Origin of the sequence: Flavobacterium sp. RHBU_24 (assembly GCF_046613695.1) — a bacterium.
Classification (GTDB): Bacteria; Bacteroidota; Bacteroidia; order Flavobacteriales; family Flavobacteriaceae; genus Flavobacterium.
In genome coordinates, this window is sequence record NZ_JBKJHD010000006.1 from 162,798 (window position 1) to 184,982 (window position 22,185).

Genomic DNA, 22,185 nt, shown 5'->3' on the forward strand with positions numbered 1-22,185 from the left:
TCCCCTATATTACTTAAAAAATAATTTTTTTGTATAAACTTGTTTTTTTAAAAATAATCTTTATTTTTGTTCTGTGATTAATAATAATTTAAACCCCAAAAATTATGAAGAATAGTCTTTTAAAATGGTATATGTTTGCCTTTTTATTTCTAGGCAATCTAGCTGTATTTGCTCAAACTCCGGATAATGACTGTGGCTTTCCCGATTGCCATGTTGAAAATGACAATGATACTAATGCTACACCAATTAACGGAAAACTTATTTACCTAAGTATTGTAGCTATTATTTTTGCATACATTTACTTTAAGAGAAACAACCAAAGAAATGTTAATGCTTAATGTTATCAAAGATAATGTAATAAAAAAGGTGGTTTGTAATAAGCCACCTTTTTTATTTGTTCTGATTTTCTTCTTTTATTTCTTCGCTTTCCCAGCCATGGTCCTGGGCGGTTTTTAAGGCGAATAAATCTTCTTTAATTAAGTGCTCCTGTATTTCTATCTCCCGTAGTGTTCCGGCAATTAAAGCCTGCTTGTCATTCTTTTTCTGTGCAAGGCGAAGGGTAGCTTCTTCATCATATTTTATAAAACGTTGGCCCTGGCGTGTCGCAGTATATCGGCGGTGCCCCATTTCTGTAAGCGCGTCTACACCAAGGTGAACAGCACTGTATAAATTTTCACGATAAAAATCATTTATTCCCATATTTACAAGATCAAAAGCATCATTCCTGTTTCGTGCGCGGGCAAGGACTTTCAGGTGGGGGAAATGTTTTTTAATTATTTCTACAACCTGTAAATTTACCCTTGGATTATCTATCGCGGCTATAAAAATCTTTGCATTTTCACATCCGGCTGCTTTAAGTAACTCTAACCTTGAAGCATCTCCATAGTACACTTTAAAACCAAGTTTACGCAGCGAATCTACCCGGTCTGAGTCCATATCAAGTACTGTAGCAGGTATGCCATTTGCCTTTAGTAAACGCCCTATAGTACTGCCAAAGTTTCCAAATCCGGCAATAATCACTTCATTCTGTTCTTCTATATTGTCATATTTACTTTTCGGGCTTTCTTTTACGCCAAAATAAGGGTCTATCCACTTTTCATTTATAAGTAACAAAAATGGTGTGCCAAGCATACTAAGCGCTATAACAGCCATCATTTGGTTTGAAAGTTCTACGGGGATTAGGTTAAGCTGTAGCGCAAACCCAAATATTACAAACCCAAACTCACCTGCCTGGCTGAGCGCAAAGGCAAACAACAGGTTTTGGTCGGCACTCTTTTTATAAATTTTTCCTACTCCAAGTAAGACCAAAAATTTTATAGCATTGAATATGGTGGTAAATACAATTATAAATACAGGGTCAGCCAGCATGATTGTAAAGTTTATTGAGGCACCCACACCTATAAAAAAAAGTCCCAATAATAAGCCTTTAAAGGGCGCTATATCGCCTTCCAGCTCATGGCGAAACTCGCTGTTTGCCAAAACCATTCCGGCAATGAATGCACCGAGGGCAGGGCTTAAGCCAACCAGTTGCATAATAAAAGAAACACCCAAAACAAGTAGTAATGCCGAGGCTGTAAACATTTCTTGTAGCCTTGTTTTTGCCACAATATGAAGCAGTGGGATTATTATATAACGCCCGCCAATATAAACAAAGCCAATTGCGCCAAAAACGATCAGCGTTTGAAGCCAGTTATCAAGATTTGCAATCAGCGAATGATTGGCCGTTTGCCCGGCTATATGGCCTTCAGCCAGTAACGGTAAAATCGCCAGAATAGGTATTACTGCAATATCCTGAAAAAGGAGCACTGCGAAAGACGACCTGCCCATAGAGGTTTTGCTAAGCCCTTTCTCTTTTAGCGTTTGCATTACAATGGCCGTAGATGATAATGTAAGTGCAAGTGAAATGATAAGTGTAGTTTCCCAATGCCAGCGCATTACAACTGAGCAGGCAATAAAAATAACAAGCGCCGTACCTACTAATTGCAGGCTGCCCATGCCCAAAATAAATTTACGCATCCGCCAGAATTTTGAGGGTTCGAGCTCAAGCCCAATCAGGAACAGCATCATGGTAACGCCGAACTCTGCAAAATGCATAATATCCTGGCCTTCCTGGCCAATTAACCCCAGCACATACGGCCCTATAATGATACCCGCAAACAGATAGCCTATTATAGAACTAAGCCCCAGCTTTTTTGCCAGGGGCACACATATTACCGCAGCGAGCAGGTAAATTATTGCCTGAAAAAAAAATCCGTCGGCCATTTTATAGAAGTTTTGTTGCTATCCAGTCGTTAAAGTAATAGTAGTCGGCCATTTCTGAAATGTCAAAGTCTTTATTTTCAAGATATTGTAATGCCTTGCCGTAGATTTCTCCATTATGTTCAAAATCTTCAGTTTCCATAAAATGGGCACCATGAAATACAAATGGGGGCAGGTAGTGCATGTTGCATACCCTTGCCGTCTGGCAAAAAGGCTCCACAAGTTGTATGATAGTAAATCGGTCTTTTCCCCGGGGTGTATAATTTTCTTTTTTCCCCCCGGTAGTAATTACCTGTAATACCATCTTGTCCTTAAGGGCTGTGCCGTCCTTTCCGTAGGCCCAGCCGTGTTCCAGCACAAGGTCTATCCATTGCTTTAATAGCGGCGGGCAGCTGTACCAGTACATAGGGTGGTGCCAGATGATAATGTCGTGCAATAGCAAGAGTTCCTGTTCGCGCCTTACGTCGATATCAAAATCCGGGTACTCCTGATAGAGGTCATGAAACGTAATGTTGTCTGACTGTGGTATATTGCGCACCAGCGCGCCATTTGCGTTTGACTTTTCAAAAAGCGGATGTGCAAAAAGTATCAGGATCTTACTGGGCATAAAAAAGCCTGTTTAAATTTAATAACTCATAAGCAATATACAGATTTATCCTCTTAAAATTGCATTGAGTTTTCCAAAAATAGGCCTTTACTTCCTTCTTCGGGTTAAATTTAAACAGGCTTTAACATTTATATAAACCTTACGGCTGTATGCCAAGATAGTTTGCGGGTGTAATGTACAGCAATTCTGCCTTTACAGCATCGCTAACGTCTAAGGTGCCGATGAATGCGTGAATCGACTCTTTATTTATGACCGTATTGGTACGTGTTAGCTCTTTTAACGCTTCATACGGGTTAGGGTAGGCCTCGCGGCGTAGTATGGTCTGTATGGCTTCTGCTACAACGGCCCAGTTTTTCTCCAAATCTTCAGCAAACTTATCAGCGTTAAGCAGCAGCTTGTTCAGGCCTTTTAGCGTGGCTTCAAAAGCAATTAGCGTATGGCCTATCGGTACGCCTATGTTGCGCAGTACGGTGCTGTCGGTAAGGTCGCGCTGCAATCTTGATATTGGCAGTTTTGCCGAAAGGTGCTCAAACAGGGCGTTTGCGATACCCAGGTTACCTTCGGAGTTTTCAAAGTCGATAGGGTTAACCTTGTGCGGCATGGCCGACGATCCTACTTCGCCTGCTTTTATACGCTGCTTAAAATAATCCATAGACACATACGTCCAGATGTCGCGGTCAAGGTCAATAATGATGTTGTTGATGCGCTTAAGGGCGTCAAAAAAAGCGGCGAAATGGTCGTAATGCTCTATCTGTGTGGTAGGGAAGGAGTGTTTAAGCCCAAGTGTACCCTCTACAAAATCTTGTCCGAATTTGCGCCAGTCGATTGCAGGGTAGGCTACAAAGTGAGCATTAAAGTTGCCGGTAGCGCCGCCAAACTTAGCCGCAAACGGCACGTTAAATAACAGCCTCAGCTGCTCTTCAAGGCGTTCTACAAACACGTGTATCTCTTTGCCCAGGCGGGTGGGGGAGGCAGGCTGGCCGTGGGTACGGGCAAGCATGGGTATATCGGCCCACTCGGTGCTCAGTTCTTTTAGTTTTGAAATAAGGCCAATTAACGAGGGCAGGTACACATCTTCAAACGCCTCTTTAGTAGAAAGCGGTATGGCGGTATTGTTGATGTCCTGGCTGGTTAACCCAAAGTGTATGAACTCTTTATGGGCTTGAAGGCCCAGTTTGTCGAAAGCGCTTTTTATAAAGTATTCTACGGCTTTAACGTCGTGGTTGGTAGTTTTTTCTATTTCTTTTATGGCAAGTGCATCGTCTGCCGAAAAGTTCCTGTAGATATCGCGCAAGGCTTCAAACAGGTTTTTGTTAACGCCACTAAGCTGAGGCAGAGGCAGTTCGCAAAGGGCGATAAAATATTCAACCTCTACCAGTACGCGGTATTTAATAAGCGCCTGCTCAGAAAAATAAGGGGAAAGCGACTGGGTTTTGCTCCTGTACCTGCCGTCAATGGGCGATATGGCATTCAGTTCGGTCAATTGATGCATAAATATTTGTGTTGTATTATTTATGCACGCAAATATAGGGTTTTTGTGGGGATAATGAAAAACATAATTTAACCAAGAATTTAGTCTTTAGTCCATCTCAAGCCCCCGGAAAACTTTAACATTTTGGCCTCAAAAATGGGTTTATCTTCCACTTTATGTTATCTTCCATTGCACTTTGTCGAATAAATGAGTGTAAATTCCCTTTTAAGTGTACTTGATTATTAGATGATTAAATTTTTGGTTTTGCACATCTTCCACTTTATCTTTCACACAAATTACTGAACAAATGCCTTCAGTACTTTAGGGTAACGAAATGCTTATTTCATAGTAGATTCCGGGGAATAATTTTCTTCATGTAACATCATTAAAATGCATCAAGCAACTTCATTATTTTTTGGTAACTAAATACTATTTTACACCGGGAGTGGAAAAAAAGAAAATATGAAGCAACTATTAGCATAATTTTGTATCTAAGGTATAAATACTATGTTTTATGAAAAATTACATCTGCTGTCTGTTATTTATGATGTTCTTAATTTCCTGTGACAAGGAAGTAGGTACAGATGGCGTAGTTATAGATGCTGTATCAGGAGAGCGGATTGAAAATGTTGAAGTATATATGAAGTCGCAGGAGCAGGGAGACGAGCACGATACTACTGATTCAACAGGCTACTTTTTTACATATAAAGCATTTAGTTGTGGCATTGCCAGTTGTAACACAAATTATAAGGTATCTTTTAATAAAGATGGCTATGTGTCTAAAGAGATTACTGAAAATTATGAAAATTCATCTGATGCCGAATTTATTGCCGGAAGTTCTACTTCTGGTGATACATTAGTTATAATGTTAGACCCTATAGAGTGAATAATATTTATAGGGTAACTTCTTTGCTTGTGTATATTTCAAATTTATCTGTTTTTAGCTTTCAGGCAAAAGACCCACGTTCTCATCATTAAGTATCCGTGTGGTATCTAATACAAAACCACAATCTTTTTGGGCGAAAGTTGTTGATAACGAAAAGAAAAGTATCAGGCAGTAAAAGCTTAATTTTATTTGGTTATATATTTTAGTTATTGTAAAAGCCTCTCCCTCACAACCCCCATGCCCTCACTTGCTTTCATCGCCAAAACTTCGACCTTATTGTTCAGTCCGCTAACATCGGCCGGGTTAAGGTCAATATAAAAAATCTTAGCATCGCGCCTGGCAAAGTCAACTAGTCCCGCGGCGGGGTATACCTGCATGCTGGTGCCCACAACAATAATATAATCGGCCTGCTCTACATAGGTTACGGCGGCTTCAATAGTCGGTACCATCTCGCCAAACCATACAATATGCGGACGCAGCTGCCTGCCGGTATCGGGATGCTTTTGGCCCGGGGCAATATCGCCCGTCCAGTCGATAACCGCGTTTTCATCTACCGTGCAGCGTGCTTTTAAAAGTTCGCCGTGCAGGTGCAGCACGTGCGTACTGCCGCCGCGCTCGTGCAGGTCGTCTACATTTTGGGTGATGACGTTAACGTCAAAGTCCGCTTCAAGGCTGGCTATTATTTTATGAGCATCATTGGGCTGCACGTCAAAAAGCTGCCTGCGCCGCTGGTTATAAAAATCAAGCACCAGTGCCGGGTTCTTCCTGAAACCTTCCGGTGAGGCCACATCCATAACGTTATGGCCTTCCCACAGCCCGCCCGCGTCGCGAAAGGTAGCCACGCCACTCTCGGCACTTACACCCGCACCGGAGAGTACTACAAGTTTTTTTTTCATAAGTTATTTTATTATTGGCTGTGTGCCAAGCCTACTCTTTTTTAACCACATTGCCTTCTTTAAGCGCCGCGCCTTCAATACCACCCGTAAACTTTACCGGTACCGATACCAGCCCTCGGGGTACGGCAATAAGCGCGTTAAAGTGCAGGTGTGCCACATCCGTCCAGCCTGTTTTACCGGAAAGGCCTATGGACTGTCCACGGGTTACGGTATCGCCAATTTTTACTAAAACACCATTGTATTTAAGGTGCACATATTGGGTATACAACCCGGAATGCGGGTGGTATAATGTAATATAGTTAGCATAGCCCGCCCATTTTTTATGGGCACCGCCGTGTTTATACTCTTTTATAACGCCCACAACCACGCCGCCGTCGGCGGCACAAACGGTATCGCCAGCCTTTAGGGCAAAGTCTATGGCGTATTTTGAATACTTTTCGTTGTGCGAGTAGCTGCCGTCATACGCCTGTATTACGTTATATGCGGCACCTTTTGCAAACGGGAGTTCAAGCGTAGTTTGTTTTGCTTGTTTGCGGGGGTCGCCCAGCATGGTGTTTAGCACTATGGTTTTTACGAGCAGGCTGTCGGCGGCAATGTGTACCAGGCTGTCGGTTTCCGGTTGCAGGACCACCTGGTGGTAACGTTTTATTTTGGCGTTAAAAGCGCTGTCGGTACTGGTTATAAAATACCGTATGGGGCTTTTAAGCGGGTTGTTCAGCTTAAAGTGTATGGTGTCGTTTAACACATTTACGGTAGTAGCGGTTTGCGCCTGGAAGTATTCCTTACGTGGTACACTGCAACTTATCGTCAATATAAAAAGTACCGTATAAAGCCAACTTTTGGTATTTTTCATTTACTTACTCTCACTTACCAAAAACACCTCGTCTATCCGCCTGAATTTAGGATTGTTAGCCACCTTTACATGCTGAATATAAGAGCCTTCTTTTACCTTGGTAATTTTTACCGTCATGGTGCCGGCTTTTAATACCTCTTTATTACGGGCAGCAGTAGCGGCGGTGGGGCTTAGGGTATAGGTGCAGTCGTCTATCCATACCAGGTCAAAATCATACACCTCTTCGGCATCCTCCATTTTCTCGGTCTGGATGTTGCCGGTGCGTTTAATAGTGCAGGTTTTTTTAGAAGTGGGGTCGGTAAATTTAAACGTACCCTCTTTAACACGGGAACAATCCAGGCCCTGGCTGTAGCCAAAAGCGGTTACTAATAGCGTAACGATAAGCAGCAACGTATTTTTTTTCATGACTATGGGTATTAGGGCTTATTATTTCCGGCTCAAGAGGCTGATAAATATAAGCATTACCCCGATAATAATCAATATCCCTGCCAAAATTTGCATCTCAGCTGCCCAGGGCCAGTGCAATAGTTTAAAAAGCACCGCCGGGAGCGCCACGACAAACCCTGAAACTACAAATACGGTAGCTGCTTTCCTCATGTTATTTCCACTTAAAGTTCTTCTCAATGGCCTTAATCATTTCGCCGGCAATGTCTTTATGTGTAGCGCCTTCTATGCCTTCAAGCCCTGGCGAAGAGTTTACCTCAAGCAGGAGCGGTCCCTTTGCAGAGCGGATAATGTCTACACCGGCCACCTTAAGGTTCATGGCCTTGGCGGCTTTTATGGCAATGCGTTTTTCCTCTGCGGTGGCGCGAATTACCGTTGCCGTACCCCCCAGGTGTATATTTGCCCGGAACTCGCCCGGCAGTGCCTCGCGCTGTATGGCGGCTACTACTTTGCCGTCTATTACAAAACAGCGAACGTCTTTACCGTTTGCTTCTTTTATAAATTCCTGAACGAGTATATTAGCATTTAGGCTCTTAAATGCGTTTATAACACTCTCGGCAGCTTTTTTGGTCTCGGCTAATACCACGCCCTTGCCCTGGGTGCCTTCTAATAATTTAACGATGAGCGGGCTGCCGCCCACCATTTTTATAAGGTCGTTAGTATCAAGCGGCGAACTTGCAAAACCGGTGGTAGGGATGTCGATACCGCTATTGAGCAGCAGTTGTAATGAATATAACTTATCCCGGCTCTGGCTTATCGCCATAGATGAGTTCAGGCAAAATACCTTAAGCGCCTCAAAATGCCTGGTAAGGGCACAGCCGTAAAACGTCATGCTGGGGCGTATGCGGGGTATTACCGCATCAAAATCATCCAGCACGCGCCCGCCGCGGTAGTGTATTTCAGGTTTTTCGGCATCGAGCTTCATGTAGCAGTACTTCAGGTTCAGGAAATGCATTTCGTGGCCGCGCATTTCGCCCGCCTCCATAATGCGCCTGTTGCTGTACAGCTCAGGGTTGCTGGCTAAAAGCCCTATCCGCAACCCTTTTTTTGTTTCTTCGTCCTTTTGGTAGTACTGCTTAAGGTCTTCCCGGCTTGGCTCACCCAGCAGGTATTTTTGCTCGGGGTCTACCATTAAGCGGCCGCTCATGGCTTCGCGGCCCAGCAGCATCCGGAAGCCCATAGAGTCGCGGTTAGTTAGCGTTACCTCCACATCCCATTCCTGCCCGCCCACGCTTACGCGTGTTTTTATAACATAGCGCTGCTCGCGGTAGCCGCTGCTGCTTTTTACTATGCGCTTATCTACAAGCGGCGCCTGGCAATGTATAGTAGCTTTTGTATTATTCTGGATGGGGTTTATGTCGAACTTTATCCAGTTTTCTCCCTCTTTTTCAAACGGCTGGATGTTTATGGCATGCAGGGCAGAAGTTTTTGCGCCGGAGTCTACACGGGCTTTAATGGTGGGTATATCAAGCAGCGGAAAGGCGCACCATTCTTCACTTCCTACTATTACTTTATCAGGCATTTTATGTTACATTTTTGCAACCTAAATTACTCTTTTTTTTAAAAGGCAGGTACTATTGGCACTAATTTTACATTAATTTTATATTGAAATGCCTTAGCCCTAACGTTCAGTAAATTGCAAAAAAAATCCCGGTATAAACCGGGATAATTTTATTAGAATTTGTATCGGATGGCTAATGCCAGATCCGGGCCAAAATTGTCTCCTCCGTAATCTTCGTTAAAGTAAAGTTCCGGCCTAAAGTCTACTGCAATCTGGAGCGGTATATCAAAGTTATATTCAATACCTATGTCTCCGGCTACAAAAGCAAAAGTACCGTCGTCTTCATAATGGTCTGGCCCCGGCTTATCGTTGTCATAGCCCCATGAGCCTACACCGCCACCTACACCTACATACCAGTCAAAACTGCCTTCAATGTTCCATACCCATTGGTATAAACCTGTCAGCTTTATAGCATCGTAGTTGTTTGAGTTCCTCCAGCCAAGGTCAAGCTCCAGCCTGTTGTTAGTACTAAGGTCGCGTTGGTACGAAACTTCGGCGCCAAACCCGTCGTTATCGCCAAAGCGTAAACCCAGTGCATTCCTGTTACCATCTTGTGCCTGTGCGCTAAATGCTAATCCTACTAACATTGCAGCAGATAAAAATAGTTTTTTCATAAATAGTCAATTAGGTTATTTCATTTTCCCTGACCAAAATTAGAACCATTTTATTTGTAGGAATATCATTATGTTAATGTTTTAACAGTTATCGTTTTGTTAAAACTAAATAGTGCTGTTACTCTATATTATAGGTGTCAAGCTCCTCGTCCTGGTGGGCGCTGCCGCTTTGCGGTATGGGTAATGTAACACCCAGCGAAGAAAAATCGGCAAGGGTATACTCAATATCAGTAGATGTTTTAACAACACCAACCCCTTCTGCAAAATACTGGTTAGAAACCACAACATCCTGTTCCTGCAATAATACTATGCCAAATACAGCGTGTGCTATTTTAAGCCGAAGGGTGGTAACTACTGTTTTTAGATTTGTATAATTTTCCCCGTTTACCGTAAGTGTTGCTACATCATTTGCAGCGGTGGTTTTTAGCGTATAGGTAAAGGCAAGCGGAATTTCTTCGATAGTCTGCTGAAAGGAACCCGATGTACTGCCTATCTGGTCGCCGGTGGAAGCATCTGCATCAAAAAAAGCAAAATCGTTTATTGTAATGCTGAAGGGTATGTCTTCAGATAATGCCAGGGAAGTACTGCCTGTAACCAAAAGCTTGTTGCCCGAAGCCCTGACCGCGTTACCGCTAAGTGAACCAGAATAGAATCCTGTAGGCGCTGCCTGCGTTTTAAACTTAGTATAGGTTGCCGTGCCTATAACAGTATCGTTAGCTACATACAGCGAGTCGCGGCCCGAACTGTCTGCGGCCCCATCGGCCCCCTGGTTATTGGTATCGTATACCCAATAATTGCCCTGGCTAAGCGGTAGGTATACGGCGGTAGTGTCTCCACCGCTACTGTTGTTGTCGTCGCCGGAGCATGACACGGTCAATCCTATAGCAGTTAGCGCTATAAGTCCCATAAATTTCTTCATAATGTTAGATAGTTATTTAGTTTGCCGCTAATATAGCTAACATTTTAAGAAAAAACCTGAACTATTTACTGTTAAAAAATAAAGTTGCCACAAGCAGTTGAGGGTCTAATGCCGTATCGGGTTCAACAACCTCTTCCTCTACCACTTTGGTTTCCTCCGCATAGTGGTATAGCTTCCATTTTTTGCGATGGTATTCAAGTGCGGTAAGGTTCTCTATCCAGTCGCCGGAGTTAAGGTAGGTAACACTGCCTTTCCTGTTTTCTTTTATGGTAATGCCAGGTTCGTGTATATGGCCGCACACTACATAGTCATAACCGTTTTCTATTGCTATATCGGCGGCGGTGTTTTCAAAATCAGATATAAATTTTACTGCTTTTTTAACGCTGGCCTTTATTTTTTTTGATAGCGAATACGGTTCCCGGTTAATTTTTACGAGTATCCAGTTTATAAAACGGTTAAGCAGGATGAGGTAGTCGTACCCCAGGCCGCCCAGCTTTGCAATCCACTTTGCAGAGTGCACCGAACTGTCAAAAACATCCCCGTGAAAAAACCAGGCTTTTTTACCGTCTAGCTCTAGCACAACCTTATTTACAATGCTAAAATTACCCATGGTGGTATCGGCAAATTTGCGCAGCATTTCATCGTGGTTTCCGGTAATGTAGTATACTTTAGTACCTTTAGCGGCAAAATCGAGCAGTTTTTTTACCACTTTAAGGTGCGTTTTCGGGAAATATGATTTCCTGAATTGCCAGATATCTATAATATCACCGTTAAGTATTAGTGTTTTTGGCTTTATTGTGGCCAGGTAGTGCAGTAGTTCCTTTGCATGGCAGCCATATGTGCCCAGGTGAACATCCGATAAAACAACAATGTCAACAGCCCGTTTTTTCATTTACCGTGTTTCTTTGCAAAGTACGCTGGTTTATATAGTTTGTTGTTTATCATAAGGTTAATAAAAGTTTATTAGTTTACGCTACTGCAAAATGCATGCTGTTTGTAAGTTTTTTTTAAAAAATAGGGCACAAGATGTTACATTTGTTTAAAACATTACTACAATGGCAGGCAACAGTTACGGTACACTTTTCAGGCTTACAACATTTGGCGAATCACATGGCCCGGCCATAGGCGGCGTTATAGACGGCTGCCCTGCTGGCATAACACTTGATATCGACTCCATACAATATGAGCTAAACCGCCGCAAGCCCGGACAGAGCGCCATAGTAACACAGCGCAAGGAGCCTGACGAGGTACAGTTCCTTTCAGGTATTTTTGAAGGTAAAACCACAGGCGCGCCTATAGGGTTTACCGTGCCAAATACCAACCAGAAATCTCACGATTATTCTCACATAAAAGATACGTACCGCCCATCGCATGCCGATTATACCTACGATAAGAAATACGGGCACCGCGATTACCGTGGCGGGGGGCGCAGCAGTGCGCGCGAAACCATAAGCAGGGTAGTGGGCGGTGCCATAGCACGGCAAATGCTGCCTGGTATTACCATAAATGCCTTTACATCATCAGTAGGGGATATATTTATTGATAAGCCCTACCAGGATTTAGACTTTACGTTAACTGAGCAAAACCCTGTGCGCTGCCCCGATATGGATGCAGCCGCTAAAATGGAGGACTATATTAAGGAGATACGCAAGCAGGGAGACACGGTGGGTGGTACCGTAACCTGTGTAATACAAAATGTGCCGGCGGGCCTGGGCGAACCTGTATTTGATAAACTGCACGCAGAGCTGGGTAAGGCGATGCTGAGCATAAATGCGGTAAAAGGCTTTGAATATGGCAGCGGCTTTTGCGGTGCGAGGATGAAAGGAAGCGAGCATAACGACCTTTTTAACCCTGATGGCACTACAAAAACAAACCTTAGCGGCGGTATACAGGGTGGGATAAGCAATGGTATGGATATATATTTCCGTGTAGCATTTAAGCCTGTAGCTACTATTATGCAGTTTCAGGAAACTATAAACAGCAGCGGCGAAGTGGTAGAAATGCAGGGCAAGGGCAGGCACGATCCCTGCGTAGTGCCCCGTGCGGTGCCTATTGTAGAGGCCATGGCGGCACTTGTACTGGCAGATTTTATGCTTTTATCTGGAAAATAAAATCTCTAATATATTTAATTTAAATTAATTGTGTATTTATGATGTTTTACTCAGTAAACTTTAACTAAATTAAACTGAGCCCAGAATAATTATTCTATATTTTTGAAAATTATTAAAACTATCATAATGAAAAAACTATTACTTACAGGTGTTTTGTTTACAATGCTTTCTTTTAGTGCCAAGGCACAATTAATCTCATCTTTTGAAGCGGATGAAGAATTTGAAATTGGTGAAATTAATGGTCAGAACTTTTGGCAGATAAGTTCAGCAGCTACTACTTCCGCAAACTTTACAGTAGCTTCAGGATTTAATGCTACAGATGGCGACAATGTATTGAGAGTAGAAGGTGGGGGCGTTCCCTCTACTTCACTACAAGGTATATACAGTGCCGTTTATAATTTTACTGGCGCTTCTTACACTATCTCAGAAGATATTTTTATTGACGCTATGGAAGAGAACGGTTCCGATGCCTATTTTGATCAATTTGCTTATGATGCAACTGCACAGTCACTAACTCTTGCGTCAAGGGTTGTTTTTTCATTTGATGGCACGTTAATAATGGTTACCGGTCTAGACGGCACAGCATTAAATTATGAAGAAATTGGGGAGTATCCTATGGGCGAGTGGTTCAACTTCAAGACTACTTACGATTTTACCGCCGGCACAATTAATTATTATATTAATGATGAACTTGTGTTAGAAGGCGATGCCTGGGGGGCACAATCGGTAGCTGTTTTTGCGTACCGCTATGATAACTATAACACAGGCTTTTCAGTAGATAACATTAACTTTATTGCTCCTACAGCAGATGTAAAAGACAATTCACTTTCTATGTTATCAGTTTTCCCTAATCCTGCTACAGATGTTATTAATGTTGCAAATGCAGGGCTAATTAAAAGTATTAAAGTAGCAGATCTAAATGGCCGCACTGTAAAAGGTGCCACTTTTGAAGGCGTAGATACTGCCCGGGTTAGCATTTCAGATTTATCATCTGGCGTATACATAATGACAGTAGCTTCTGATAAAGGGACTGTGACAAAGAAAATAGTTAAAAATTAAGTTCTTCAGTTGTTTACACCGATAAAAATTTAAAGCCTCGATTTTTGGGGCTTTTATTATTTGATGCGGCTTATATAACACAATAAGATAAAATTTAACAATAATTTTTTACTTTTTCTTAACATTGAACAAAAAAAAAATTATTTTTGTGTAAATTAAAAACTATCGTCATGAAAAAACAATTACTATTAGGGGCTTTATTTTTAGGCGCCCTATTTACCGCCCAGGCACAGGGGGACAGTTGTGCCGCAGCTGAGTATATTACACCTGATGTCTACACTGTGGGAAGCTGGCCTGGCGCAGCCCCTACACAATGTTATGGAAGTACTACCACCGATGGAGGTGCCCCTTTAATGGGTGCATGGTATAAATATACGCCTGCTGAAAATGGATATGTAACTTTAACATCTGTTCTTACCCAAAATCCTGCGGGTACAACAGCTACAAGCATTGATACAAGGCTGTCTGTATATACCGGTACATGTGATGCACTTACCTGCTATGCAGGCAGTGATGATGTAGCGAATGCAGACTGGAGGTCTGAAGCTACTTTTGCGGTAGCCGCTAATACTACGTACTACGTTGTTTGGGAAAATTACTGGCAGGCACTTGAATTTGATTTTGAACTTTCTTTTGAAGCTGCCGACTGTTTTTATCCAAATGATATTAGCCTTGAAACTTCAGCTATAACTAATACTTCATTTACACTTTCATGGGATCCTGCAATAGGCACACCAGGCGGTTATGAAGTGCTTTACGGCGCTACTGGCTTTGACCCTGAAACAGAAGGAGAAACACTTACTACCACCGGAACATCTGTAAATATTACAGGCCAGGAAAACGGCAGCGGTGTTGATTTTTACATCAGGTCTCAATGTGGTGAAGGTGTTTATAGCGAATGGTCTGGGCCTTTCTACCAGTTATTGCCTACCACGCTTCCGTATGAAAATAATTTTGATGCCGATGGTGACATACCTGCTGATTTGGCTGGCTTCAACGTAAACGGATTTGGCTATTCTACCGATACTAACGAGGGCCTTGATCCTGGTACGCTATCTGATACTCCGGAAGGTTTCTTCTTTAGCCGTACCGCTACCAGCGGCACTACAGATTCAAGGTTGTTTATAAGGCCTATATATCTTGCTGCTGGCGAGCAAGTAACTTTTTACTTCAGTGCAGCTTACCTTTCATCTTCAGGTTCGGCTACTTTTGAAGTTACAGTAGGTACTTCAAGGTTAGTTGCCGATCAAACTGTAATTGGCACTCCTTTTACCCTTGACAATGCCGGTGGCGGTATAGAGTATAATGAATTTGTTACCGATGAGTATACTGCACCTGCTGCAGGTACATATTACTTAACAGTACACAATACATCTGCGGCCCAGGCTGAAGCATTCTTATTGTTTGATACTATTGCAATAACATCTGAACTTGGTACAAAAACACTTGCCGGAAACAAACTATCGGTATACCCTAACCCAACTACTGATGTAGTAAACGTTGCAAATGCAGGCCTAATCAACAGTGTTAAAGTTACTGACCTTAACGGGCGTATCGTAAAAGCTACTGCTTTTGATGGTGTAGATGCTGCTCAGGTTAGCATTGCCGACCTTGCATCTGGTGTTTACCTTATGACTGTAGCTTCTGATAAAGGAACCAATACTACAAAAATCGTTAAAAACTAATTACAGTTTTAAACATATACTTAGAGCCCGCTGCTTTGCAGCGGGCTTTTTGTTTTTTAATTAACAACTGTTGGGCATAAATTTTGTAACTTCATTGGTATGAAAAATATTTTATACATATATCTTATTGCCGCTTCGCTTGTTTCCTGTAACGAATCTAAAAAACGGGATAAAAAAATCAGCCAGCTTTCAGTGCCGCAGGAAGTTATTGTGCAAAGCAATGAGGCTGTAAACCGCGATTCGATAATTGCTTTTGCTAAAAAATATATGGGTACAAAATACTGCTATGCATCCGAAGACCCTGCTAAAGGTTTTGACTGTTCCGGATTTGTGCACTATGTATTTAAGCACTTTGATATTAATTTACCCCGAAGCTCTTCAGGCTTTAAAGACATCGGTACGGCCAAAAAGCCAAAAGATTTTATGGTAGGTGATATACTGGTATTTTATGGTTATAAAGACAGCAACTCCATAGGGCACTTAGGAATTATAACGGAAGCTAACGGCATGCAAAGCAAATTTATACATGCGTCATCAGGTAGTGAAATGGCCGTTACCGTAAGTGAACTGGGGTCTGAAGGGTATACACATCGTTTTTATAAATGTATAAACCCCTTTGCACTATAAACAGTGTGGTAATAAAATTTAGTTTATATTCGTTAGCCTATAAAAATACTATGAAACAGATATTTGCAATACTTTTTACATTCATTTCCGTCTTTACAGTAAAAGCCCAGGAGCAGTTCTCAGTATATTTTGAAACCAATAAGCACGAACTTACCGCTAAAGAGCAGGCACGGCTTGACGGATGGATAGCGGCAAACGCTAAATCAAAAATACTTGCAATTAACGGTTATACCGATGAAGACGGCACAGTAACGCACAACGACGACCTTTCTAACCGTCGTGTAGATTTTGTTTTTAGTAAAGTAAAAGGCAAAGTAAAGATAAGGGAGGATTTTTATACCCGAAGTTTCGGCGAGCTCCACAGGCAGTCTACCGTTAAATCTGAAAACCGTAAGGCTACAGTTTATTATTTACAGGAAAAAGACCTGGCTAAAGAGAATGAGATATTAGGAATTAAGGATGAACCGGTGGCTAACAGGCCAAAGCCTAAAGTGATTTATCCGGATAAAATTATGGTACGCACACCCGCGGGCGAAAAAGAGATACAGCTTGATACCCTGTTTATGGAAAAGCTGGGTACAGCGAAAACCGGCGATAAGGTACGGATACCCAACCTTAATTTTGTTGAAAACACTTTTGCCGTTATGGAAGAGTCACGCCCGCGCCTTTATGAGCTGCTTGAAGTTATGAAAGCCAACCCAAACTTAAAAATTAAGTTGCAGGGGCATGTATGCTGCATGACGGCCGACAGGAAAAATCTTTCTACACAAAGGGCAAAGGCCGTAATGGAATTCCTTAACCGCAGCGGCATAGAAAAAGGCAGGCTCTCCTTTGAAGGCTTTGGGGTATCACAGCCACTATATACCATCCCCGAAAAAACGGCGGATGAACGTGAAGCAAACCGCCGGGTTGAGGTGCTGATAGTCGCAAATTAACCTTATATGTTTGATTGCACAATCAGGCATTTATATACATTAGTCAATCTTATTTATGTACCTCCGGGCAAATTCGCCGGGTGTCTCGCCCGTTTTTAACTTAAACATGCGCGAAAAGTAAGCATAGTCATTATAACCTAAAATTTCGGCAATGCTTTTAAAATTGCCACGCCGCAACACAATTTCCTTTTTAGCCTCAAGCAGTACACGGTCTAAAATTACATCGGTGGCGGTTTTACCCGTTACCGCCTGCGCTATACGGTTCAGGTGGCGTGGTGTTATAAACAATTGCGACGCATAATATACAGGTAGTTTATGCTCAATGTAATGTGATTCTACCAGGGCTTCAAACTGGTGAAATTTTTGGTAATAGCCGTTGTCGTTATGAGGTTCGGCGGCGGTTTCGGTACTGTCATATAGTCGTGTACACGTTATATAAACCAGGTTGATGAAACTCATAACAGCCTGCTTTTGCAGCGGCAGATTTTTAATACCTTCGGAATAAATACCCCCGAAATAAGAAGTAAGTTCTTTTAATTGCAATGCATCGAGATAGATGCAGGGGTTGCTGTGCATGCTGTAAAAAAATGGAAAGTAGGACAGTTTATTGTGTGTATAATACATCTCATAATAATCGCGGGTATGAAAAAATATATAGCCCTTTACATCTTCAGATAACTCCCAGTGATGGGTTTGCCCCGGATTCAGGAAAAACAACGCTCCCGGCTGTACGTTATAGGTGGTAAAATCAATTTCATGCCTGCCGTTGCCGTGTGTAAATAGTACCGCCAGGTAAAAGTTGTGGCTGTGCGGCTCTGCTATATCTTTATGCCTGGTTTTTAAGTGGGTTTCCAGCAGGTTTACATGAAAATCTTCATCCTGGTGGTCGTGCTTAAACTGGTTTATATGTAAAATCGAAATGCGCTTCATGTCCTAAAAGTACAATTTTTTGCGTAATCACGGCATTGCTTATAGCTTTTTATAGCGATACATTTGTATATATAAAATTTACAGTATGTCTCAGCTTATAAATATCATCTCAGAAAAATGCCCTAAATGCGGCGAAGGCAAGGTTTTTAATACTAAAGGAAACATCTTTTTGTTCCGTATGCCGCAAATGAACAAAACGTGCAGTTGCTGCGGGCACCATTTCGAAAAAGAAACGGGTTATTTTTTCGGCTCCATGTATGTTAGCTATGCTTTGGCTGTAGCCGAAATGGTAAGCGCATTTTTAATTTTACAGTTTTTTGTAGAAGGTTTTGGGCCGATGATTGCCTGCATCGCGGTACTTGCAGTTTTGCTTAGTACGTTTAACTTCAGGCTCTCGCGCATGCTCTGGATTTACTTGCTGGATGGACCGGGGCGCACGATATAAAGTTTTTTCTTTGCCACGGCACGAACGCAGTGAACCGGATAAGCAATTGCGCTAATTACACCATTACAGAGCGTTTAAATTTGTGTAATTCGTGGCTTTTAAAATTACAGCTACAGGTTAATCTTTTTCAATTCGTAATTGATAATTGAAAATTCGTAATTATAAAAAGTGCTATATTTGTACTGCAATCTGCACTTCAAAAACCTATGCTGCAAACACTCCAGATTAAAAATTTTGCGCTCATAGAGCGCCTTCATATCGATTTTACCGGCAGTTTTTCCATCATTACGGGAGAGACCGGCGCGGGTAAGTCGATACTGCTTGGCGCGCTCGGCCTGGTGCTGGGCAACCGTGCCGACCTGGGTTCGCTTAAAGACAAGGAGCAAAAGTGTGTGGTAGAGGCACATTTTAAAATAGCCGATTATAACCTCGGGCCATTTTTTGCGGAAAACGACCTCGACTATGAGGATGTAACCATCATTCGCAGGGAAATATTGCCCAGTGGCAAAAGCCGGGCATTTATAAACGACAGCCCCGTAAACCTGCCACTGGTGCAGGAACTGGGCAGTTATCTTATAGACATCCACAGCCAGCAGCAAACCCGCGAACTGAGTGATGAGCTGTACCAGATGCAGATACTCGATGCCGTGGCCGGTAACGCGCAGCTGCTTGAAGATTATAAAGGCAAATTAGCGGTATATAAAACTGCACAATCGGCGTTAAGGAAATTATCTGACCAAAAAGCTAACCTGGGCAAAGAGCAGGATTATAATGCCTACTTGCTTAAAGAGTTGATTGCGGCCAACCTAAAGGCAGGCGAACAGGCTGAACTGGAAAGCGAGCAGGAAAAACTGAGCAACGTAGAGTTTATAAAAGAAAGCGTAGCTAAAGCGTTGGCACTTGCCAATGAAGAACAGATAGGTGCCATACAAAACCTGAAGGAGATAAAAGCTTCGTTACAAAAGATAAGCGGCATATCACCGGAATATACTGGGTTTTATGAACGAATTTCGAGTGTGCTGATAGAGCTTGATGATGTGGCCGATGGGCTTGCTGAAAGCTATGAGGGATTGGTTAACGACCCGGAGGCTTTGGAGAAAGTAAACGAAAAGCTACAGCTGATTTATACGCTACAGAAAAAACACAATGCGGCAAGCGTTGAAGAGCTGCTAACTATTCAGGACGACCTGGAAAGCAAAGTAATACTGGTAGAAGGGATTGACGAAGCCATTGCAAAAGCCGAAGCAACTGTAAGCAAGGCGAGGGGAGAGGCTGACGCTGTTGCCACAAAACTGCGCGCCACCCGTTTAAAAGCCGTGCCTGTGCTTGCCGACAGCATTACCGCAATACTTGCCCAGCTGGGTATGCCGAATGCAAGGTTTAAATTTGAGCTTAACGAAACCGAAACCTACCACAGCAATGGTAAGGATATTATAAACCTGCTATTCTCTGCAAATAAAGGCACCGACTTTGGCCTGCTCAAAAAGGTAGCGTCAGGGGGGGAGATGTCTCGTATTATGCTAAGTATAAAATCGGTACTGGCGAAGTACTCTAAGCTTCCGGCCATTATTTTTGATGAGATAGATACCGGGGTTTCGGGAGAGGTTGCCATAAAAATGGGCGATATCATGAAGGGCATGAGCCATACCATGCAGGTATTTGCCATAACCCATCTGCCACAGATAGCCGCTAAAGGCGACCAGCACTACAAAGTATATAAGAAAACCCAGGGCGATACCACGGTAAGCGAACTTAAGCTGCTTGTCCCCGATGAACGCATACGCGAAATAGCCGAGATGCTAAGTGGCAAGGATGTAAGTGAATCGGCGTTAACGCATGCTAAGGCGTTATTGGGGTAAGTGATTAATCTTTTGCGCTCGTTTAAGTATGGGTAGTATTATTACTAGTGCAATTCCATAAATTACTGTATATAGTATTAAGATTAATATTACAAGGGCAATTACTTCGATACCTACTACATATTTATTAACCATACCGTCTATAATAGCATGAATTGTCAACGCTATACAGCCAAAAAAGGTTAGTAATCCTACGGAATGTATAGTTCTTTTTTTACTTAGTTTTAAAGTATTATTACTCCTGCCAAATATCATTATTATGGATAATATTAGAGGAGTTAATATTTCTGTTATACTTATTATTGTGGCAGAACTATCTGTGCCTTCAATATTAAATATAGTCTCAATATAAAAAACAAAAGATGTTGTGACTATACAAATAATGTAAAAACCAATAAACCATTTTTTAGGATTATATTCTTTCGGTAAAAACTCCTCTTCGTTTAAAAGGTCGTTCATAAAGCTGGCGGTTTGACTTGCTAAAATTATAAAAATAACGCTAAGTTGGTTTAGTTTTTTATCTTTGCTTTCCAATAAACTAAATGCAGAACAAAAGATTATGAAAATAGAACCAAGAATGCGCGGCTTTATATGCCTTACGGCCCACCCCGACGGCGCGGCGCAAAGTGTAAAAAACCAGATAGCCTACGTAAAATCGCATGGCGCACTTGCTAACGGCCCTAAAAAAGTGCTTGTTATAGGCGCTTCTACCGGCTTTGGCCTGGCTTCACGTATAACGGGTGCCTTTAGCAGTAATGCCGCTACCATAGGCGTGTTTTTTGAGAAAGAACCCAGCGAGGGGAAGACTGCCTCACCGGGCTGGTACAACAGCGCCGCTTTTGAAAAAGAAGCACACGCGGCCGGGCTGTATGCCAAAAGTATTAACGGTGATGCCTTTAGCAAAGAAATTAAACAACAAACGATAGACCTTATAAAAGCCGACCTGGGCCAGGTAGAGCTTGTGGTGTACAGCCTTGCCTCGCCGGTACGCCAGCACCCGGAAACAGGCGTACTGCACCGTAGCGTGCTTAAGCCTATTGGCGGAGTATTCAGCAATAAGACGGTCGATTTCCATACCGGTAAGGTAAGCGAAGTTACCATACAGCCGGCCGGAGAGGGTGATATTGAAAATACCGTTACGGTAATGGGCGGCGAAGACTGGGCCATGTGGATAGACGCGCTTAAAGATGCGGGTGTACTTGCCAATGGCGCTACAACCGTGGCTTATTCTTACATAGGGCCTGCTGTTACCGAGGCCGTGTACCGTAAGGGAACCATAGGCCAGGCAAAAGACCACCTTGAGGCCACGGCATTTGAAATATCAGACAGCCTAAAAGACATAAATGGGCATGCCTATGTTTCTGTTAATAAGGCATTGGTAACCCAGGCAAGCTCTGCCATACCGGTTATTCCGCTTTATATATCACTGCTGTACAAAACTATGAAAGAAATGGGCCTTCACGAAGGTACAATTGAGCAGATAGACCGCCTGTACCGCGAAAGGCTATACACGGGAGGCGAAGTACCTGTAGATGAAAAAGGCCGCATCCGTATAGACGACTGGGAGATGCGTGACGATGTTCAGGCGAAAGTGGCTGAACTATGGAAACAGGCAGACACCGATAACCTGGCCGAAATAGGCGACCTTGAAGGTTACCGTAAAGATTTTTATAACCTTTTTGGATTTGATATTGCCGGTGTAGATTATGATGCCGATGCTGATGAAATGGTAAAGGTAGAAAGCATTAATTGATAAATATTTAATATTTAGATAATATTTTTTTGTCTTTGTTAACTAATTGTAACAAAAAAGTCCCGCTTGGGACTTTTTTGTTTATAAATCGTTACGTGTGTTAGATTTTTTTTAAATGCGGCCACAACATTTAGGCGTAAATTTGTGATATTATATTGGCTAATTGTGATTATGTATATTTTTTTTATGTTAAAATTAACAATACAGTTATTTTTAACTCAATAATTTGATGATATGGCAATTATATAACTATTTTAAGTAGCTTTATTAA

At 42.4% G+C, this 22,185-nt stretch carries 22 protein-coding genes; 10 read left to right on the plus strand and 12 right to left on the minus strand.

The window, feature by feature from the left end; translation table 11 throughout:
- The first annotated feature begins 104 nt into the window (after positions 1 to 104).
- Positions 105 to 338: a hypothetical protein gene (locus tag ACLI09_RS08385; protein WP_411419155.1), complete on the plus strand. Its 234-nt coding sequence runs from the start codon at positions 105 to 107 to the stop codon at positions 336 to 338.
- A gap of 52 nt (positions 339 to 390) precedes the next feature.
- Here ACLI09_RS08385 and ACLI09_RS08390 read toward each other — a convergent pair whose 3' ends face one another.
- From ACLI09_RS08390 to purB, 3 genes are all read right to left on the minus strand, one after another.
- Positions 391 to 2,262, minus strand: coding sequence for a monovalent cation:proton antiporter-2 (CPA2) family protein (locus tag ACLI09_RS08390; RefSeq protein ID WP_411419156.1), 1,872 nt, complete (start codon positions 2,260 to 2,262; stop codon positions 391 to 393).
- 1 nt (position 2,263) lies between these two features.
- Entirely contained in the window at positions 2,264 to 2,866 is a 603-nt protein-coding gene (locus ACLI09_RS08395) for an NAD(P)H-dependent oxidoreductase (protein WP_411419157.1), read from the minus strand.
- A 139-nt stretch (positions 2,867 to 3,005) separates the two neighbouring features.
- Positions 3,006 to 4,358: an adenylosuccinate lyase gene (gene purB / locus ACLI09_RS08400; protein ID WP_411419158.1), complete on the minus strand. Its 1,353-nt coding sequence runs from the start codon at positions 4,356 to 4,358 to the stop codon at positions 3,006 to 3,008.
- 523 nt (positions 4,359 to 4,881) lie between these two features.
- Here purB and ACLI09_RS08405 point away from each other — a divergent pair.
- Positions 4,882 to 5,223 (plus strand): hypothetical protein, encoded by a 342-nt coding sequence (locus tag ACLI09_RS08405; protein ID WP_411419159.1) that lies wholly within the window; start codon positions 4,882 to 4,884, stop codon positions 5,221 to 5,223.
- Positions 5,224 to 5,429: 206 nt separating this feature from the next.
- On the opposite strand, the gene ACLI09_RS08410 is transcribed toward ACLI09_RS08405, so the two are convergent.
- The 7 genes from ACLI09_RS08410 to ACLI09_RS08440 form a co-directional block, all read right to left on the minus strand.
- Positions 5,430 to 6,119, minus strand: a complete 690-nt coding sequence (locus ACLI09_RS08410; RefSeq protein ID WP_411419160.1) for an SIR2 family NAD-dependent protein deacylase — start codon at positions 6,117 to 6,119, stop codon at positions 5,430 to 5,432.
- Between the two features lie 31 nt (positions 6,120 to 6,150).
- Positions 6,151 to 6,972, minus strand: coding sequence for a M23 family metallopeptidase (locus tag ACLI09_RS08415; RefSeq protein ID WP_411419161.1), 822 nt, complete (start codon positions 6,970 to 6,972; stop codon positions 6,151 to 6,153).
- Positions 6,973 to 7,377 (minus strand): hypothetical protein, encoded by a 405-nt coding sequence (locus ACLI09_RS08420; protein ID WP_411419162.1) that lies wholly within the window; start codon positions 7,375 to 7,377, stop codon positions 6,973 to 6,975.
- A 193-nt stretch (positions 7,378 to 7,570) separates the two neighbouring features.
- Entirely contained in the window at positions 7,571 to 8,938 is a 1,368-nt protein-coding gene (gene rimK / locus ACLI09_RS08425; RefSeq protein ID WP_411419163.1) for a 30S ribosomal protein S6--L-glutamate ligase, read from the minus strand.
- Between the two features lie 152 nt (positions 8,939 to 9,090).
- On the minus strand, positions 9,091 to 9,591 hold the full coding sequence (locus tag ACLI09_RS08430) for a hypothetical protein (protein WP_411419164.1): 501 nt from the start codon (positions 9,589 to 9,591) through the stop codon (positions 9,091 to 9,093).
- Between the two features lie 118 nt (positions 9,592 to 9,709).
- A complete protein-coding gene (locus tag ACLI09_RS08435; protein WP_411419165.1) occupies positions 9,710 to 10,510 on the minus strand; it encodes a hypothetical protein in 801 nt (266 codons plus the stop codon).
- A gap of 61 nt (positions 10,511 to 10,571) precedes the next feature.
- Positions 10,572 to 11,402, minus strand: a complete 831-nt coding sequence (locus tag ACLI09_RS08440) for a UDP-2,3-diacylglucosamine diphosphatase (RefSeq protein WP_411419166.1) — start codon at positions 11,400 to 11,402, stop codon at positions 10,572 to 10,574.
- A gap of 163 nt (positions 11,403 to 11,565) precedes the next feature.
- Here ACLI09_RS08440 and aroC point away from each other — a divergent pair, with 163 nt between their 5' ends.
- From aroC to ACLI09_RS08465, 5 genes are all read left to right on the plus strand, one after another.
- Positions 11,566 to 12,621: a chorismate synthase gene (gene aroC / locus ACLI09_RS08445; protein ID WP_411419167.1), complete on the plus strand. Its 1,056-nt coding sequence runs from the start codon at positions 11,566 to 11,568 to the stop codon at positions 12,619 to 12,621.
- A 126-nt stretch (positions 12,622 to 12,747) separates the two neighbouring features.
- Entirely contained in the window at positions 12,748 to 13,680 is a 933-nt protein-coding gene (locus ACLI09_RS08450; RefSeq protein ID WP_411419168.1) for a T9SS type A sorting domain-containing protein, read from the plus strand.
- A 170-nt stretch (positions 13,681 to 13,850) separates the two neighbouring features.
- Positions 13,851 to 15,365 carry a T9SS type A sorting domain-containing protein gene (locus ACLI09_RS08455; RefSeq protein WP_411419169.1) on the plus strand — a complete coding sequence of 505 codons (1,515 nt, stop codon included), beginning with the start codon at positions 13,851 to 13,853 and terminating at the stop codon, positions 15,363 to 15,365.
- Positions 15,366 to 15,464: 99 nt separating this feature from the next.
- Positions 15,465 to 15,992, plus strand: coding sequence for a C40 family peptidase (locus ACLI09_RS08460; RefSeq protein WP_411419170.1), 528 nt, complete (start codon positions 15,465 to 15,467; stop codon positions 15,990 to 15,992).
- A 50-nt stretch (positions 15,993 to 16,042) separates the two neighbouring features.
- Positions 16,043 to 16,927, plus strand: coding sequence for an OmpA family protein (locus ACLI09_RS08465; RefSeq protein ID WP_411419171.1), 885 nt, complete (start codon positions 16,043 to 16,045; stop codon positions 16,925 to 16,927).
- A 39-nt stretch (positions 16,928 to 16,966) separates the two neighbouring features.
- On the opposite strand, the gene ACLI09_RS08470 is transcribed toward ACLI09_RS08465, so the two are convergent.
- The gene (locus ACLI09_RS08470) at positions 16,967 to 17,857 is read right to left on the minus strand and encodes an AraC family transcriptional regulator (protein ID WP_411419172.1); all 891 of its coding nucleotides are present in this window, start codon (positions 17,855 to 17,857) and stop codon (positions 16,967 to 16,969) included.
- Positions 17,858 to 17,942: 85 nt separating this feature from the next.
- Between ACLI09_RS08470 and ACLI09_RS08475 the strand changes: the two genes are divergently transcribed.
- Both ACLI09_RS08475 and recN read left to right on the plus strand, forming a co-directional pair.
- Complete coding sequence (locus ACLI09_RS08475; protein ID WP_411419173.1) at positions 17,943 to 18,302, plus strand: DUF983 domain-containing protein; 360 nt, start codon at positions 17,943 to 17,945, stop codon at positions 18,300 to 18,302.
- A gap of 206 nt (positions 18,303 to 18,508) precedes the next feature.
- Positions 18,509 to 20,161 carry a DNA repair protein RecN gene (recN, locus tag ACLI09_RS08480; protein ID WP_411419174.1) on the plus strand — a complete coding sequence of 551 codons (1,653 nt, stop codon included), beginning with the start codon at positions 18,509 to 18,511 and terminating at the stop codon, positions 20,159 to 20,161.
- Here recN and ACLI09_RS08485 read toward each other — a convergent pair.
- Entirely contained in the window at positions 20,150 to 20,620 is a 471-nt protein-coding gene (locus ACLI09_RS08485) for a hypothetical protein (RefSeq protein ID WP_411419175.1), read from the minus strand. The genes recN and ACLI09_RS08485 overlap by 12 nt on opposite strands.
- Positions 20,621 to 20,720: 100 nt before the next feature.
- Here ACLI09_RS08485 and fabV point away from each other — a divergent pair, with 100 nt between their 5' ends.
- Complete coding sequence (gene fabV / locus ACLI09_RS08490) at positions 20,721 to 21,914, plus strand: enoyl-ACP reductase FabV (RefSeq protein ID WP_411419176.1); 1,194 nt, start codon at positions 20,721 to 20,723, stop codon at positions 21,912 to 21,914.
- Positions 21,915 to 22,185: the final 271 nt, after the last annotated feature.